Below are 16,866 nucleotides of genomic sequence, written 5' to 3' on the forward strand. Positions count from 1 at the left end.
AACACTTCTTCTAACTTATTCATACTGTTTCTGTTCATAGAAGCTCTCTATTAACACTTCTTCATACTAATTCATACTATTTCTGTTTATAGACACGGGCTATTGACACTATTTCTACCTAAATCTCATAAAAACTGTTTATAGCAGAATTTCGAGCAAAAACTGCCTACAGCAACCCCCACAAAGCCAAACAATAGCCTGTCCAACAACTGAAGATTATTGCAATTTTTCAACATCGGGATAATCTACCCCAAACGTATCAATCGTTACTTTCTTCATCACTTGATCTTCTAGTGGTTTATCTTCCGCGTTACGCTCTACACTTACAATTTGATCGACAACATCCATTCCTTCAATCACTTTACCAAAAGCCGCATATTGGCCGTCCAAGTGAGGAGCTTCTTCAACCATGATGAAAAATTGTGAACCAGCTGAATCTGGGTGCATTGCCCGTGCCATTGAAACGACTCCACGCTCATGTTTTAAATCATTTTCAAAACCGTTACTGTTAAATTCACCTTTAATTGTATAACCTGGTCCACCCGTTCCATTTCCTAACGGGTCTCCGCCTTGAATCATAAATCCAGGAATGACTCTGTGAAAAATTGTTCCGTCATAAAATCCTTGTTCTACTAACGAAACAAAGTTTGCCACCGTATTCGGCGCAGCATCTGGATATAGCTCCATTTTAATAATGCCGCCATCTTCCATTTCGATGGTGACAATCGGATTCTTGGCATCCTTATTGCCACAGCCACTAAGTAAAAATAAAATACATACAACCGCAAATAGTGTAATTTTAGAGAATCGCTTCATAAGAAATACCTACCTTTCAAGGTGTTCCAATCTTAATCTATTATACTGCTAAATATAAAAATTTGAAAAATTGAATCTCATTGCCTGTTATAATTTTTCTAAAAAAATGAATGGTAAAATAATCTAATTTTGCATTGACATTTCCTTTTTTTCATGTAAGATAGTTTAAGAATTAAATAGTACCTTTAATTCAGTCCCGTGAGGCTGGCAAGGTTAGCCGGAGTGTTTTCTGTGCGCAGAAAACGTGTGATGTCACAAATATATTTTTATAATATATTTATAGTGTGTATTTTAGGCACCTTGCTTTTGTTTAGCAAGGTGCCTTTTTTATGCCTTGCACAGCTCGGATAAGAAAAAAGATTTTTGAAATACTAAAAAGACTTCAAGAAAGGAAGATTGTGTATGGCAAGAAATGAAATTCAAGTAGATGAAAGACTTCCATTTTTAAAAAGTTTACCGTTAAGTCTTCAACATTTATTTGCAATGTTTGGTTCAACTGTATTAGTACCAATTTTATTTGGAGTCGATCCAGCAACAGTTTTATTAATGAACGGTATTGGTACGATTATATATATCTTAATTACAAAAGGAAAAATCCCAGCTTATCTCGGCTCTAGTTTCGCCTTTATCTCACCGGTATTTGTCGTATTAAACCGTTACGACGGAAGCGAAGGATACAGTTATGCACTCGGTGGATTCCTTGCCGTTGGGGTTGGTTTGATACTTGTCGGTTTACTTATTAATATCATTGGAACTCGTTGGATTGATGTTATTTTCCCACCGGCTGCAATGGGGGCTATCGTTGCCGTTATCGGTCTTGAACTTATTCCTGTTGCTGCAGAAATGGCTGGTTTTATTCCATCTGCTGATGCTGGTGCAGACTGGGCAATGGATAAAACAACGGTTACTGTTTCAGTTTTAACACTATCAATTACAATTATTTGTTGGGTTACATTACGTGGTTTCTTTAAAATTATTCCAATCTTACTTGGTATTATCGCAGGTTATGTAATTGCTTTCTTTGCAGGTTTAGTTGATTTTAATCAAGTTCAAGAAGCACCGATGTTTGCACTACCTACTTTTTATGAAATTAAATTTAACTGGGCAGATATTTTAGCAATTTTACCTGCAGTACTTGTACTAATTCCAGAACATATCGGTCATACAATCGTTACTGGAAATATCGTTGGAAAAGATTTAACGAAAGATCCAGGACTTGGTCGTTCCTTTATCGGTAACGGGGTTTCAACAATGTTATCAGCTTTCGTTGGTTCAACACCGAATACAACGTACGGTGAAAATATTGGGGTTCTTGCAATTACAAGAGTTTACTCAACATGGATTATCGGTGGAGCAGCAGTAATCGCAATTATCCTTGCATTCTTTGGTAAAGTTTCAGCATTAATTTCTACAATTCCAACACCTGTTATGGGTGGTATTTCCTTACTATTATTTGGAATGATTGCCGTAAGTGGTTTACGTACGTTAGTTGAAGCAAAAGTTGACTACAGCTTATCACGTAACTTAATTTTAACTGCAGTCGTTTTAATTGTAGGTTTAAGTGGTGTATCTATTCAAATCGGTGAAGTTCCTTTACAAGGTATGGGGCTTGCAACAATTGTAGCGATGATTTTAAGTATTCTCTTCAAACTACTTGATGTGTTACACCTATCTAATGAAGATAAATAATATTCACGTAAGAAAGGGACTGTCGATTGGCAGTTCCTTTGAAGTTTATTGATTTTTTTACCTTTATATATTTATACAAGTTCCGCAGCTATTCTTCTAAACAATCAACAAGCTAACGGACATGACAGCCATACCGAGAATTAGGCCATAAATTGAAGTATGGGCTTCGTCGTATTTTTTTGGCAGCAGGTAATAACTCATCAATTGAAATAAATACCATTATTCCTGCCACTGCAGCGAAAATAATACCAAACATAAACTCCGTTAAAAATGGCATTAATAATAAGTAGGCCACAAGGGCGCCCGCTGGTTCTGATAAACCAGATAAAAATGATAATTTAAATGCTTTCCTTCTGTTACCTGTCGCATAATAAATCGGAACAGAAACAGCAATTCCCTCGGGAATATTATGAATTGCAACGGCAATAGCAATAGAAATTCCTAATTTCGGATCGTTTAAAGCCGATACAAAGGTTGCTATCCCTTCTGGAAAGTTATGAATCCCAATTGCTAATGCAGCAAATACCCCCATCTTCATAAGTTCATTTTGCCCAGGAATTGTTTCGAAAGGTTTATTCATATCCTCTACCTTTTTAAGTTCATGGGGATTTGTTTGTTTCGGTATAAATTTATCAATTAAAGCGATTAAAAGCATGCCACCAAAAAAGGCAAGTACGGTAACCCATTTCCCATTAACTTCTCCGAGGTCATTCACCAAAGCCTCTTCCGCCTTCACGAATATTTCAACAAAGGAAATATAAATCATTACCCCTGCTGAAAAACCTAAGGCAAAGGAAAGGAATTTTTTATTCGTTCGCGAAGTGAAAAATGCCAGTAAACTACCGATCCCGGTTGCCAATCCAGCCATTAACGTTAGTGCAAATGCAAGTATTACATTTTCTGTCATCTGCTGTTTCTTCCCTTCCGTAGATAAAATTTTTTATCCTTATTTTTACCTATATTTAAAATATGTTCCATTATTTAATATGTTTTGGAAAAAAACGAAAGTTTCCCTTGGTAAACATTTTAATATAGTGGAAACAAATCGACAACAATAAATGTTTATTTTTCGGAAATTTCCTAGTATAAAGGTTCAAAGTTAAATTTATTTTTATTAAAACACGAAAAAACCAGTCTCCGAAGAAACTGGTTGTCATTTTCAAGTTTAACGAGCCACTTTTGCCGTATTGGATAATGAAGTTTTTAAACCACCACTCTCAACAAGTGGGTGTTTGCAAAAGCGTTCCTGCGTGCCCTTCACGTCTTATAGACAAAGGTTTGTCATTTCCGCTTTTTCTCTTAAACTCCCGATTATCAACTTAGGTTAAAACTTTATTAGCACTACGTACAACGTAGCTCTTGATTAAAGAATAAATTATATCGGTATAAAATTCAATGTACTTTTTTTGACATTCTAGCTTATTTTTACTAATTCGTGCATTATTTTTTTATAAAAGTATCCGGCATGACGACTGCAACAACTTCACCTTTAGCGCAAAGAGTATCATTTGCAAACATTTCCGTATATACCTTCCATTTTTTCGGGTGAATCTCTTCGACAATACCAATTGCTTTTAATAATGCTCCCTCCGGTGTTGGTTTTAAATAGTCCACATGTAGTGATCCTGTAACAAAACGTGGAGGTTCAGTTCCGTCGCCAATTTCATGACCATTTTTTCGATGTAAAACTAAAGCTGCAGACCCCATACTGTGGCAATCAATTAATGAAGCAATTAAGCCACCGTAAACAAAACCTGGAATTCCTATTTGCTCTTCATTTGGACGATAATATGTAACAGTTTGATTTGTATCATCTAACCAACCGGTACGAAAATGATGGCCCTTCTTATGTAATCGACCACAACCGTAACACCAAGCAATATCTTCTGCATAGTAATCTTGCACTGCTTTTTCAATATATTCTTTCATACCAATCATCCCCCTTAAATTTTATTATAATAAATATTATTAAAAAAATTAAGAATAATATTTACCTATAAAAATTTATTTCGATTTATGAATAACAACAATTGACAGACTAAATTTTCCATATTATTATTTTAATAAGAAAATATTATATTGGAGAAATAGGTTGACTTGAAAAAGTCATTAAAAGGGAAGTTCGGTGTAATTCCGACGCGGTCCCGCCACTGTAAATGGGAGTTCTCTATTATTTTCCACTGTCTTTTAGATGGGAAGGGGGATAGAGAATGATGATCATAAGCCAGGAGACCTGCCTATTTCTAAACGCCATAACCCTACGTGGATATAGGGAGGTGTGTCTGCTGAAAAGAATAGTAAATTCTTTTAGGTGCAAATACATCTCCTCCATGGGATGTTTTTTTTATGGCAAAAAAATCTCAAGGGAGGGTTATATGATGAAACAAAGAAAGCTTTTTGCTGCATTACTATTTTCAATTCTACTTATTTTAGTTGGCTGTCAAAATGGAGCCGAAACTGAGACAAACGAAGGAAGCAATACATCTCAAGAGGATGTCATAACAGCATCCATTGAATTACTTGACTTGGAAGATAATGAAGTCGAAGCAAAAACAGTAGAATTTGAAGAAGGCCAATCTTTAATGGACGTTTTAAAGGAAAATTTTGAAGTTGAAGAAGCTGATGGGTTTATCAACGGCATTGGCGATCTCCATGCCGATAGTAATGAACAACAATTTATTTCAATTGAAGTAAATGATGAAATGGCAATGGTTGGGGCAAATGATTTAATACTTGAAGATGGTGACAAAGTTACTTTAAGTTTAGAAGTTTGGGAGTAATTATTTAAATGAATGCCAAACGGATTAGTTTATTGGCAATGTTAATAACCATTGCTGTAGTCGGAAGAATCGCGTTTACTTTTATTCCAAATGTACAACCGATGACGACAATTATTATTATTGCTTCATTTCTCGTTAGTCCCCTTGAAGCAATGATTGTCGCCGTTTTAAGTACTTTTCTGTCTAATTTATATTTAGGAATGGGACCCTGGGCAATTTGGCAAGCACTCATTTGGACATTGATTGGATTAATGAGTGGTTTATTAGGTAAAGTTCATACAAAAATACCAATACCAATTCTTATCGCATATGCTGGATTTTGTGGACTCTTTTATGGCTTTGTCATGTCGATTGCCATGTCCTTCGTAATGGATGTAAACTTTTGGGCTTATTATTTAGCAGGACTGCCTTTCGATATGAGTCACGCAATTAGTAATGTTGTATTTTTTGCCGTGTTTTATCCTGTATTTTTCAGAGTTTTTAAAATTAAGAAGTATGGATTGAAATAGATTAAAGAAGCTAAAGTAAATACCTCCTTTAATCCAACATTGGTTCCTTATTTAAATATGTTTGATCAACTATAAGTTAAAGATAACCTGGAAGCATAAAAAATCTTCTAGGTTATCTTTTTTATACTCATTTTTGGCTGTTTGGCTTTTATAATGTGTGAAGGACAGTTTGCGTTTCTTTTTTGAACGATTTGTCCTTTATGACTTAGTTGATGGACACTTCCCGTTGCTTTTTTCGTCATTTTGTCCTTCATAGACCCGATGATGGACATTTCTCATCGCTTTTTTCGTCATTTTGTCCTTCATAGACCCGATGATGGACACTTACCATCGCTTTTTTCGTCATTTTGTCCTTCATAGACCCGATGATGGACATTTCTCATCGCTTTTTTCATCATTTTGTCCTTCATAGACCCGATGATGGACATTTCTCATCGCTTTTTTCGTCATTTTGTCCTTCATAGACCCGATGATGGACATTTCTCATCGCTTTTTTCGTCATTTTGTCCTTCATAGACCCGATGATGGACACTTCTCATCGCTTTTTTCATCATTTTGTCCTTCATAGACCCGATGATGGACATTCCAATTCAGTTTCTTGATTATTTTGTCCTTTATAATCACAATCCCACCTTAATCATTAGCTAGAAACTTAAGCAATCTGAGTTCTCAATAAAAAAAGCTGACTCCTTCGAGTCAACTTTTAAAAAAGGGGGATAAATTAACGAGCTATTTAAATGGGATTTCTCTAGCCAGCGCTCAGATTCTGACCAGACTAATTAAATTTCAGGAATATGGAAAACAAAGAATCAAATCCAATCTCTTATTCTTTGCCTTCTAATTCACGTTTGTACTGTTCGAACTCTTTTGTAGTGCAACGAACCCAGTGTCTTGGGCGGACTTCTCTAAATTCAGGTTCTTCACTTGTATCAAGTTGTGATGGGTCATACACTTGACGAACACGATTACGCTCGTAAGCTGGGTCTGGAAGTGGAATTGCTGATAGAAGTGATTTTGTATAAGGGTGAATCGGGTTTTTATACAATTCATCACTATCGGCAAGCTCAACCATATGACCTAAGTGCATAACACCAATACGATCACTAATATATTTAACCATTGAAAGGTCGTGGGCAATGAATAAATATGTTAAGCCACGCTCTTTTTGTAATTTTTTCAACAAGTTAACAACTTGGGCTTGGATCGATACGTCTAAAGCTGAAATTGGCTCATCACAAATGATTAATTCTGGTTCAACAGCTAAAGCACGAGCAATACCAATCCGTTGTCTTTGACCACCACTGAATTCGTGTGGGAAACGGTTAGCATGCTCACGGTTTAAACCAACAGCTTCTAACAGTTCCTCAACCCGTTCTCTTCGTTCTTTTTCATTTTTAACTAAGCGGTGAACGTCAAGACCTTCAGCAATGATATCCATAACAGTCATTCTTGGATTTAATGAAGAAGATGGGTCTTGGAAAATCATTTGCATTTCACGATTAAACTTCAGTTGGTCCGCTTTAGAGAGTTTTGCATGGACATTATTACCTTTAAATAAAACTTCTCCTTCTGTTGCATCATATAACCGAATAATCGTTCTTCCTGCAGTTGATTTACCACTACCAGATTCACCAACTAGTCCAAATGTTTCACCTTTATAAATATCAAAACTAATATTGTCTACCGCTTTAACGACTTTACCTCGACCAGCAGGGAAGTATTTTTTTAAATTTTTAACTTCTAGAATTTTTTCATTCGTGCTCATTACTCATTCCCCCCTTGCTTTGCTGCGAAACTTTCAATACGTTTCTTAATTGCTTCTGGGACTTCAATTTTCGGCGCATTTTCATGCAATAACCATGTCGCTGCATAATGCGTATCTGAAACTTTAAACATTGGGGGTTCATATAAAGTATCAATTTCTAGAGCATATTTATTTCTTGGTGCAAAAGCATCCCCTTTTGGTGGGTTTGTTAAATCAGGTGGTGTACCCGGAATAGTGTACAATTCTTCTGATTCGTCATCATCTAATGTTGGCATTGATCCTAATAAACCCCATGTATAAGGATGTTTTGGATTGTAGAAAATATCATCTACTGTTCCAACTTCGACAATTTTACCAGCATACATAACCGCAACACGATCAGCTACGTTAGCAACAACACCTAAATCGTGAGTAATGAAAATAATGGAACTGCCAGTTTCTTTCTGCATTTCTTTCATTAACTCTAAAATTTGTGCTTGAATCGTAACGTCTAATGCCGTTGTCGGTTCATCGGCAATAATAATTTCTGGATTACATGCAAGGGCAATCGCGATAACAACACGCTGACGCATACCACCAGAAAATTGGTGCGGATATTGATTAACGCGAAGTTCTGGATTTGGAATCCCTACTTTTGCAAGTAATTCAATTGCTTTTTCTTTCGCTTGAGCTTTATTTAAACCTTGGTGTTTAATTAAGCCTTCAGCAATCTGGTTTCCAACTTTCATCGTTGGGTTTAAAGATGACATCGGATCTTGGAACACCATGGAAATTTCTTTACCACGAATTTTTTCCATTTCTTTTTCCGATAATTTAAGAATATCCTTACCTTTGTAAAGAATTTCACCACTTTTTACTACTGTATTTGATTTTGGTAAAAGTCCCATGACAGCAGAAGTCGATACAGACTTCCCTGAACCAGACTCCCCTACAATAGCCAAAGTTTCTCCCTTATTTAAATCAAAACTAACACCTCGAACAGCTTGTACTTCACCGCCGTAGGTGTTAAATGATATACGTAAATCTTTGACTTCTAATAGTTTACTCATTTAATAACACCTACCTTTTATTTATGCATTTTAGGGTCAAATGCATCGCGCAAGCCGTCACCTAAAATGTTAAATGCAATCATAATGATCGATAATAATGCCGCAGGGAATACGAGCATGTACGGATAGATTTGCATATTATCAAATCCGATATCGATTAACGAACCTAGAGAAGCAGCTGGTGGAGCAATCCCTAAACCGATAAAGCTTAAGAATGACTCAAAGAATACCGCAGTTGGAATAGTAAACATTGTATTAACGATGATAATACCGCTAATGTTTGGAATTAAATGTTTACGAATAATCTTGCCATTTGATGTACCTAGTGTTCTAGCCGCTAAAACGAACTCTTGGTTTTTCAGTTTTAAAACTTCACCACGAACAATACGGGCCATTCCTGTCCAACCAGTAATAACAAGCGCAATGATAATTGATGTCATACCTGGTTTTAAGAATAGCATCATTAGTAAGATGATAACTAAGTTTGGAATACCTGCTAAAATCTCAATAATACGTTGCATAAAGTTATCTACTCGGCCGCCGTAAAAGCCTGAAATTCCACCATATGCAACACCGATAACAAGGTCTAGTAATGCCGCAACAAAGGCAATAATTAAGGAAACACGTGTACCCTCCCATAAACGGGTCCATTGGTCACGACCTAATTGGTCTGTCCCTAACCAGTAATACGTGTCATCTAAACCTTTTGCATCATAAATGTGATAAATTGCTTTTACTTCAGCTGAGTTTGGTGAACCATCACCTTCAGAAATTACTTTAATATCAATAAATTCTTCATCTTTATTAAAACGTAAATAGGCCTTTTGTGTAGCCTGTTCAACCGTTGCTCCAGTCATTTCATCAGATAATGTTCCATTAAATCCTAACCATGAAACATTTTCTAAACCAGGGACACGAGGTGGTAATTTAGCATGTTCTAGCTTCTGATCTTTTGAACCGTAACTATTCATAAACGGTCCAATAATACTCATGAGAATGATTAGAATTAATAAAGTTAAACTAATCATTGCCGGAATGTTTTTAAATAAAGTCCGTCGAGCATTTTGACCAAAAGTGCGACTTGGTCTTGAAATTTTTTCACTCGTATTTTCTTGGTTGACTAGAGGTTTAAATAATTCTTTAGGTAAGTTATTTAAATTCTTGTTATCCATTACTTGCTACCTCCAGTTACACGAATTCTTGGATCAATTAATCCATAAAGGAGGTCGATGATTAGTAAAATAACGATAAATCCAAAAGCATAAATAAGAGTTGTACCCATGATTGTTGGATAATCGTTCACCATTACAGATGTAACGAATTGCTCACCAATTCCTGGAATCGCAAAGATTTTTTCAATAACCATAGATCCAGTCATTAAACTGATAATCATTGGACCCATTACAGTTACTAATGGAATAAGTGCGTTACGCAAACCATGTTTCCAAACTCTTTCTGATTTACTTAATCCTTTTGCTTTGGCAGTAATGATATAATTCGACCCTTTAACTTCAATCATTTCCGTACGAACAAACCTTGCAGCAGTGGCCATCGGACCAATCGCAAGAGCAATTATAGGTAAAACCATATGTTTCGGCTCGCCCCATAAAGCAACAGGCAGCCATCCTAATTCAACGGCAAATATATATTGTAGTAAACCTGCAAATACGAAGGAAGGAATCGATGTTCCTAATACAGCGATTATTGTTGAAGTGTAATCCCAAAATCCGTTGTGGAAAATAGCTGCAATTAAACCGAGTATAATTCCAAAAAATGTACCTATTAAAACAGCATAAAGACCTAATTGCATTGAAGGACCTAGTCTTTCGACTAATATTTCTGTAACAGGTGTGTTGTCAAAGTTATATGAAATACCTAAATCACCTTGTACAAGATTTCCAAGAAAGCGTACATATTGGACTGGTACAGGGTCATTTAGACCATAACTTTCTAATACAATTTGTTTTTGTTCTTCTGTTAATTTATCTTCTGCCTTCAAAGGACTACCCGGCATCAATTTCATGAGGAAGAATGTAACCGTAGCAATGATAAATAATGTAAGAATCATATAGCCAATTCGGCGTAGTATATATTGAGTCATTATGCCACCTCCTATAATTTTCATTATTATTTGTAATTTCAAACACAAGAGTAAAGAGAGCATATGCCGGGCATTCGGACATACACTCTCTTATATTTACCCTACACGTATAAAATTAATTTAATATTTTTATTCGGCTACATAAGCCCATTTCCATTCGTATCTAGCACCGAATTTATTAACAATTTCACCTTGGATTTTTGGTGATTGAAGTAGAGTTACACCTTTTTGGTATAAAGGAGCAATTCCTGCTTCTTCAATTAAGATTTTCTCAGCCTCTAAGAAGTTGTTGTAACGAACATCTGCATCAGATGTTTCAACAGTTTCCGCAATCAATGCGTCATACTGTTCATTTGAGTAACCCATCTTGTTATTTCCACCGTCAGTTACAAATAAGCTTAAGAATGTATATGGATCAAGGTAGTCAGGACCCCAACCAGATACTTGTAAGTCATAATCTTGAGCTGTATTTAAATCAAGACGTTGTTTGAATGGTACTGGTTTGATGTTAATTTTTAATCCAGGTAGATTTTGTTCTAATTGGTACGCTAAGTTTTCGTTAAATGTTTGAACCGCACCTTCAGAGTCACCAGTTAGTAATTCTAATTCAATAGAATCTACACCTAGTTCTTCTAAACCTTTATTCCATGCTTCTACAGCTGCATCTACATCATATGTTGCAAGATCGCCATTTTCTTCACGGAAGTCACCGCCACCAGGTACATGAACGAAGTCTTTCGGAATTAAACCTGTAGCTGCGATTGAACCGTTGTTTAATACATTAACTAAAGCTTCTCTATCAATTGCATTGTTAATAGCTTTACGAATGTTTTCGTTAGCTAAAGGTGTTTCTTTTCCTTTACGTACTTGGTTCATTTTTAAGTAGAATACTGCTGTATCAGGAACGATTCGGAAATCATCATGTGATACATATTGGTCTACTAAGTCTGCTGATAAACCAGCACGGTCAACTTCACCTTGGTTATAAAGGTTTACGTTTGTTTGTGGATCTTTAGATACAACAAAGTTGATTTCTTTTAATTGAACTGTATCTGCATCCCAGTAGTTTTCGTTTTTCACTAATTTCCATTGGTTAGCTTGTGTAATATGTTGATTATCATTTTCAACATCTAGAACGAATGGGCCGTTGAATAGTAATGTTGCTTCAGTTGTAGCGAAGTTTTCACCATGTTCTTCAACGAATTTTTGATTTAACGGCATGAATGTACCGAATGTTGTTAAAGATTCAAAGTATGGTGTTGGGTTAGCAAGTTGAACTTCTAATGTGTAATCGTCAACTGCTTTAACACCTAATTCATCAACAGAAAGTTCTCCTGCAGCAATTTTATCTGCGTTTAAGATTACCCCAGCCATCATGTATGGACCATATTCAGATCCTGTTTCTGGGTTAACCGCACGTTGCCAAGAGTAAACGAAGTCATGAGCTGTTACAGGGTCACCGTTTGACCATTTTGCATCTTCGCGAAGTTTGAATGTCCAAGTTAAGCCATCTTCAGAAACTTCAGGCTCACCTTTTGCGATTCCTTCTTTAATTTCACCATCTTCACCTAAACGGTATAGACCTTCCATTGTTGCACCGACGAATTGGAAACCAAATTCATCAGTTACTTTGGATGGATCCATAGATGGTATGTAGTCACCATTGATAAAGTTTAACACTTGTTCTGCTGACTTTGCAGCATCTCCGCCTGTAGAATCTTTGGAGGAGTTTTCATCTTTACCTCCACCACAAGCAGCTAAAATCATGCTCACTAATAGTGCTGCAGCTAGCAATACTGACCATTTTTTAGATCTCATTTAAATTTACCCCCTCATTAATTTAAATTTAAATTTTCTGACAACGGATCTTTAGTGCGTTAATATAAATAGTATAAATAAAAGTATACAGCGCAAAATTATATTTGTAAAGGAATATTTTAATAAAATTATTATATTTATATAGTTTGAATAGTTAGATTTTAGTGAAATTTAACTATGTTCTTCATATTATATATATTAAACACTATAACCTTGTACTAAATTTTAGTTTTGTGAAACAGAAAACAAATAGTATATTGAGATATCTTTGTTTTACTTTCGGGAATATTCATTATTATTTAAAAAAACAACTTATTTTTTATTCAATGATTGTACGTGATATAATAACTTGAAAATATAATTGATATTGGTGAATATGTATGCAAAAAAAAATTCATTACTGGATATTCTTAATTAATATCGCGTTAATTTCTATAGTTGTATTTTTCGCAAATCTAGACAATCTATTCAAAAAATTTATCGATGTGCTTTTCTATTTCGATCTTTTATATACAATCGTATTTTTGTTTCTTTTTGTTTTAAAAGGGAGATTTTTTGACGGGCTTGTTTTTGGTTTTCGAAGATTTAATTACGTCATGTTCAATAGAAATGATGTTTTAGAGGAATGGAAAGAGAAGCCATTACCATCTGAAAATATTAATTTGCGGTTTTACGAGGTAGTAAAAATACAAAGTATTACCTTAACAACTTTACTAATCTTACTTTTAATTATCTATTATTTATAGAACTAACAAGGTAAAAAGAGCGAACGTTCCATGTTTTCGCTCTTTATTTTTTGCAAATATTTCCCCACTATTATTTGGGTAAACTTGTTTCAGCAATTAATCCAAGCCACTCAATCTAACCTTGACCAACAACAACAACTTTCCTTACTCCATCAACATGTTGAAGTTTTTCAATAAAATCCGTTGTAGTTGTATTTAGTAATGACGTATCAATTGAATACACGACATTGGCTATACCTTGTAACGGGATACTTTGATTAATCGTTAATATATTACCTTTATGACTAGCGACGAAATTAAGAACATTTGATAGGACCCCAGGACGATGTTCTAGCATTAAGGATACGGTAATAATTTGTTGACTAGTCGCTTTATTAAACGGGACAACTTTATCTTTATATTTATAATAAGCACTACGACTTAAATCGACTCGTTGCACAGCCTCATTAATTGTTTTCACTTCACCTGTTTCTATTAGTCTTTTTGCTTCAATCGTCTTTTGAATTGCCTCTGGTAAAATATCATAATGAATCAAGTATATTTTTTCCTTGTCCCCGTTCATATACTCACTCCTCTACTTATTTCCGCAACCCTTCATGTAAAAACTCGAATTACTTTCACTACTTAGTTTAATCATATACCGAATTGATAGCAAATTATTTCCAATTGCAACCTATGATTGGAAGTAATTATCGAAAAAAAAAACCCTAAGCCTTTAAAGACTTAGGGGTTGATAGTTTTATTAAACTATTATTTTGTAGCAACAGCTGCTTCAACTTCACTCATAGGAACGCCAAGCGCTTTTGCCACACCTTCACCGTATGCAGGATCTGCTTTATAGCAATTAGTAATATGGCGTAGCTGCACTTCTTTTGTTGTTCCTTGCATAGCACGAGCTGTATTTTCAAATAATCTTTGTTGCTCGTCATCAGACATGAGACGGAATAGTTTTCCTGGTTGTTCATAGTATAAATCATCATCTTCACGGAAGTTGTGATAGTCTGCAGTTCCGAATAAATCTAATGCAGGCTCTTGATGTTCTTTACTATCTTCCCATTCACCGTAAGAGTTCGGACTGTAAGTTATATCATTTCCTACTACAGGATTTAAGATTCTCATTGCACCGTCACGGTGATATGGGTTGAAGTTTTTCGCGTTTTTCGGATAGTTTACTGGAATTTGCCAGTGGTTTACACCTAAACGATAACGTTGTGCATCTCCATAAGAGAATAAACGTCCTTGTAACATTTTATCTGGAGAGAAACCAATTCCAGGAACAATATTAGTTGGCGCAAATGCAGCTTGCTCAACTTCAGCATGATAGTTATCAGGGTTTCTATTTAATTCAATTTCTCCAACTTCAATTAATGGGAAGTCTTTTTTATACCATACTTTTGTTAAGTCAAATGGGTTGTATGGCATATTGCGAGCTTCTTCTTCAGTCATTACTTGGATGTACATTTTCCATTTTGGATAGTCGCCACGTTCAATTGCTTCATATAAGTCACGTTGATGACTTTCGCGATCTTTTCCAATTAATTCTTCGGCTTCTTGGTCAGTTAAGTTTTTAATTCCTTGTTGTGTTTTGAAATGGAATTTTACCCATACACGTTCATTGTTCTCATTAAACATAGAGTAAGTATGGCTTCCAAACATATGCATATGGCGGTAGCTTGCTGGAATACCACGATCACTCATTACAATTGTTACTTGGTGTAATGCCTCTGGTAAGTTTGTCCAGAAATCCCATTGAGCTTGTGGATCTCTCATATTTGTTCTAGGGTTACGTTTTACAACGTGGTTTAAGTCAGGGAAGCGTTTAGGGTCTCTCATAAAGAATACAGGTGTATTGTTACCTACAAGATCCCAGTTTCCGTCTTCAGTATAGAATTTCATTGCAGTTCCACGAATATCACGTTCCGCATCTGCTGCACCGCGTTCACCAGCAACAGTTGAGAAACGAATAAATACGTCAGTTTTCTTTCCAACTTCAGAGAATAATTTTGCCTTTGTATATTTTGTAATATCATTAGTTACTGTGAATGTACCGTAAGCACCAGATCCTTTAGCATGCATACGACGCTCTGGAATTACTTCACGGTCAAAGTGAGCTAATTTTTCAAGGAACCAATAGTCCTCCATTAATAGTCCGCCACGAGGACCAGCAGTTTTAGAATCATCATCATTTGGAACAGGATTACCGAATGCAGTTGTTAATCTTTTCTTTTCAGTCATTTATAGTGCACCTCCGAATTAATACCATCATTAATTTGGTTAGGGAACTTGCTCTAACCTTTTCTGTAATTATTACAATATCATACTCATTATTATTTAGCAATCAATTTAACTCTTTTTCTATTATTTTAAATCCCACCAAACCAATGCGTTATTTAATGCTATCAATATACTATATTAAAAAAAGATTTATTTTCGGCTTAATAAAAAAAACCCTTTATTCTCAATTAGATAGCGCACTTACATTATAGTTGAGAATAAAGGGATGTATATGATGTTATTTTAAAAAACAATTCGTATGAAATTGATTTTTTAAACGCTAAACGAAGATTAATTCATATTAAAAAGATAAACTAGTGCATACCCTAATCCAGCCAGCAACAACGATCCTATTAAACAAGCTACAAATGCTTTTATACTTCCTTTACCTAAGGATTTAATATTAACATTTAAACCTAACCCCGCCATCGCCATCGCAATTAGTAGGTAAGCTAAATCAACCATTATATTTGTTAAAGTTTCCGAAAAAATTCCTAATGTGTTGACCCCACTCATAATAAGAAATCCGAAGATAAACCACGGAACGATTGATAATGAAATCTTTTTATTACCTGTTGCAACATTTTCTTTCCTTTGAAAAAGATATCCAATTACAATCGCTACCGGAATTAATAAAAGAACACGTGTTAACTTAACAATAATTGCTGTATCTACTGCATTTTCTCCATCTACGTCAGCCGCTGCAATCACATGGGCGATTTCATGTAAAGTTCCACCAGTAAAGATACCGTAACCTGTAGATGATAAGTTTACTAATGGATGTAAAAACGTATAAGCGAAAGTAAATAGAGTCCCTAATATAGCAATGATTGCAGTAGCTACCGCCGTTTCATTTGGTTTTGCTTTAATTTGCGGTGATATGGCTGCAATTGCTGCCGCTCCACAAATCCCCGTACCAGTTGCAGTTAATACACTAAGCTTTTGGTCAACTCCTAATAGGAGAGAAATCCAATAAACAACGAGAATCGCAAATATTAAATCGATTAAAGCAATAAAAAAGACATTCAAACCAGCATTGTAAATATCAATTAAGTTTAACCGCATTCCTAATAAAATAATACCTGCTCTCAGCAGCTTTGCATTTGAAAAACGAATACCAGACTGGAATTTTTGAGGTGTACCAAAAATAGCACTCCACACGATACCTAATAATATAGCAATAACAAGTTGTCCCATTATTGAAAGAAATGGGAATCCAGATAAAAACTTTGCGATTAAAGCAATAATAAGTGTGATGCCAATTCCCCCAAAAAAGGAGAGATTTAACATTTTCATATGTTAACTCCTTCCAGACTACA

Annotated in this window: 14 protein-coding genes, 1 other RNA gene, 1 pseudogene and 1 riboswitch; of the genes and pseudogenes, 4 read left to right on the plus strand and 12 right to left on the minus strand. The window is 35.3% G+C overall.

Annotated features, from left to right (window positions below; genetic code table 11):
• Positions 1 to 216 precede the first annotated feature (216 nt).
• Complete coding sequence (locus tag GW534_RS13170) at positions 217 to 816, minus strand: peptidylprolyl isomerase (protein ID WP_161921478.1); 600 nt, start codon at positions 814 to 816, stop codon at positions 217 to 219.
• Positions 817 to 1,218: 402 nt separating this feature from the next.
• Between GW534_RS13170 and uraA the strand changes: the two genes are divergently transcribed.
• Positions 1,219 to 2,505, plus strand: coding sequence for a uracil permease (gene uraA, locus GW534_RS13175; RefSeq protein ID WP_161921479.1), 1,287 nt, complete (start codon positions 1,219 to 1,221; stop codon positions 2,503 to 2,505).
• Positions 2,506 to 2,601: 96 nt separating this feature from the next.
• Here uraA and zupT read toward each other — a convergent pair.
• The 3 genes and pseudogenes from zupT to GW534_RS13190 all read right to left on the minus strand — a co-directional run bounded on the left by zupT (position 2,602) and on the right by GW534_RS13190 (position 4,434).
• A pseudogene (zupT, locus tag GW534_RS13180) lies at positions 2,602 to 3,412 on the minus strand (zinc transporter ZupT).
• Positions 3,413 to 3,671: 259 nt separating this feature from the next.
• Positions 3,672 to 3,867, minus strand: a non-coding RNA gene (gene ssrS, locus GW534_RS13185) — 6S RNA.
• Between the two features lie 78 nt (positions 3,868 to 3,945).
• Positions 3,946 to 4,434, minus strand: a complete 489-nt coding sequence (locus GW534_RS13190; RefSeq protein ID WP_161921480.1) for a PaaI family thioesterase — start codon at positions 4,432 to 4,434, stop codon at positions 3,946 to 3,948.
• Positions 4,435 to 4,577: 143 nt separating this feature from the next.
• Positions 4,578 to 4,760, plus strand: a riboswitch (cobalamin riboswitch).
• 123 nt (positions 4,761 to 4,883) lie between these two features.
• On the opposite strand from GW534_RS13190, the gene GW534_RS13195 reads away from it, so the two are divergent.
• Entirely contained in the window at positions 4,884 to 5,285 is a 402-nt protein-coding gene (locus GW534_RS13195) for a DUF4430 domain-containing protein (protein ID WP_161921481.1), read from the plus strand.
• Between the two features lie 8 nt (positions 5,286 to 5,293).
• Positions 5,294 to 5,794, plus strand: coding sequence for an ECF transporter S component (locus GW534_RS13200; protein WP_161921482.1), 501 nt, complete (start codon positions 5,294 to 5,296; stop codon positions 5,792 to 5,794).
• Positions 5,795 to 6,617: 823 nt separating this feature from the next.
• On the opposite strand, the gene GW534_RS13205 is transcribed toward GW534_RS13200, so the two are convergent.
• The 5 genes from GW534_RS13205 to GW534_RS13225 all read right to left on the minus strand — a co-directional run bounded on the left by GW534_RS13205 (position 6,618) and on the right by GW534_RS13225 (position 12,527).
• On the minus strand, positions 6,618 to 7,559 hold the full coding sequence (locus GW534_RS13205) for an ABC transporter ATP-binding protein (protein WP_161921483.1): 942 nt from the start codon (positions 7,557 to 7,559) through the stop codon (positions 6,618 to 6,620).
• Entirely contained in the window at positions 7,559 to 8,608 is a 1,050-nt protein-coding gene (locus tag GW534_RS13210; RefSeq protein WP_161921484.1) for an ABC transporter ATP-binding protein, read from the minus strand. The genes GW534_RS13205 and GW534_RS13210 overlap by 1 nt, the downstream gene beginning before the upstream one ends.
• A gap of 17 nt (positions 8,609 to 8,625) precedes the next feature.
• On the minus strand, positions 8,626 to 9,780 hold the full coding sequence (opp3C, locus tag GW534_RS13215; RefSeq protein ID WP_161921485.1) for an oligopeptide ABC transporter permease: 1,155 nt from the start codon (positions 9,778 to 9,780) through the stop codon (positions 8,626 to 8,628).
• Positions 9,780 to 10,709, minus strand: a complete 930-nt coding sequence (gene opp3b, locus GW534_RS13220; RefSeq protein WP_161921486.1) for an oligopeptide ABC transporter permease — start codon at positions 10,707 to 10,709, stop codon at positions 9,780 to 9,782. The genes opp3C and opp3b overlap by 1 nt, the downstream gene beginning before the upstream one ends.
• Positions 10,710 to 10,838: 129 nt before the next feature.
• Positions 10,839 to 12,527: a peptide ABC transporter substrate-binding protein gene (locus GW534_RS13225; RefSeq protein ID WP_161921487.1), complete on the minus strand. Its 1,689-nt coding sequence runs from the start codon at positions 12,525 to 12,527 to the stop codon at positions 10,839 to 10,841.
• A 380-nt stretch (positions 12,528 to 12,907) separates the two neighbouring features.
• Between GW534_RS13225 and GW534_RS13230 the strand changes: the two genes are divergently transcribed.
• Entirely contained in the window at positions 12,908 to 13,273 is a 366-nt protein-coding gene (locus GW534_RS13230; RefSeq protein ID WP_161921488.1) for a DUF3899 domain-containing protein, read from the plus strand.
• A gap of 115 nt (positions 13,274 to 13,388) precedes the next feature.
• Here GW534_RS13230 and GW534_RS13235 read toward each other — a convergent pair whose 3' ends face one another.
• From GW534_RS13235 to GW534_RS13245, 3 genes are all read right to left on the minus strand, one after another.
• A complete protein-coding gene (locus tag GW534_RS13235) occupies positions 13,389 to 13,835 on the minus strand; it encodes an ACT domain-containing protein (protein ID WP_161921489.1) in 447 nt (148 codons plus the stop codon).
• 188 nt (positions 13,836 to 14,023) lie between these two features.
• A complete protein-coding gene (locus GW534_RS13240; RefSeq protein WP_161921490.1) occupies positions 14,024 to 15,508 on the minus strand; it encodes a catalase in 1,485 nt (494 codons plus the stop codon).
• A gap of 330 nt (positions 15,509 to 15,838) precedes the next feature.
• Entirely contained in the window at positions 15,839 to 16,843 is a 1,005-nt protein-coding gene (locus tag GW534_RS13245) for a YeiH family protein (protein ID WP_161921491.1), read from the minus strand.
• Positions 16,844 to 16,866 lie beyond the last annotated feature (23 nt).

Source organism: Pallidibacillus pasinlerensis, assembly GCF_009996845.1.
GTDB classification, from domain to species: Bacteria; Bacillota; Bacilli; order Bacillales; family Caldibacillaceae; genus Pallidibacillus; species Pallidibacillus pasinlerensis.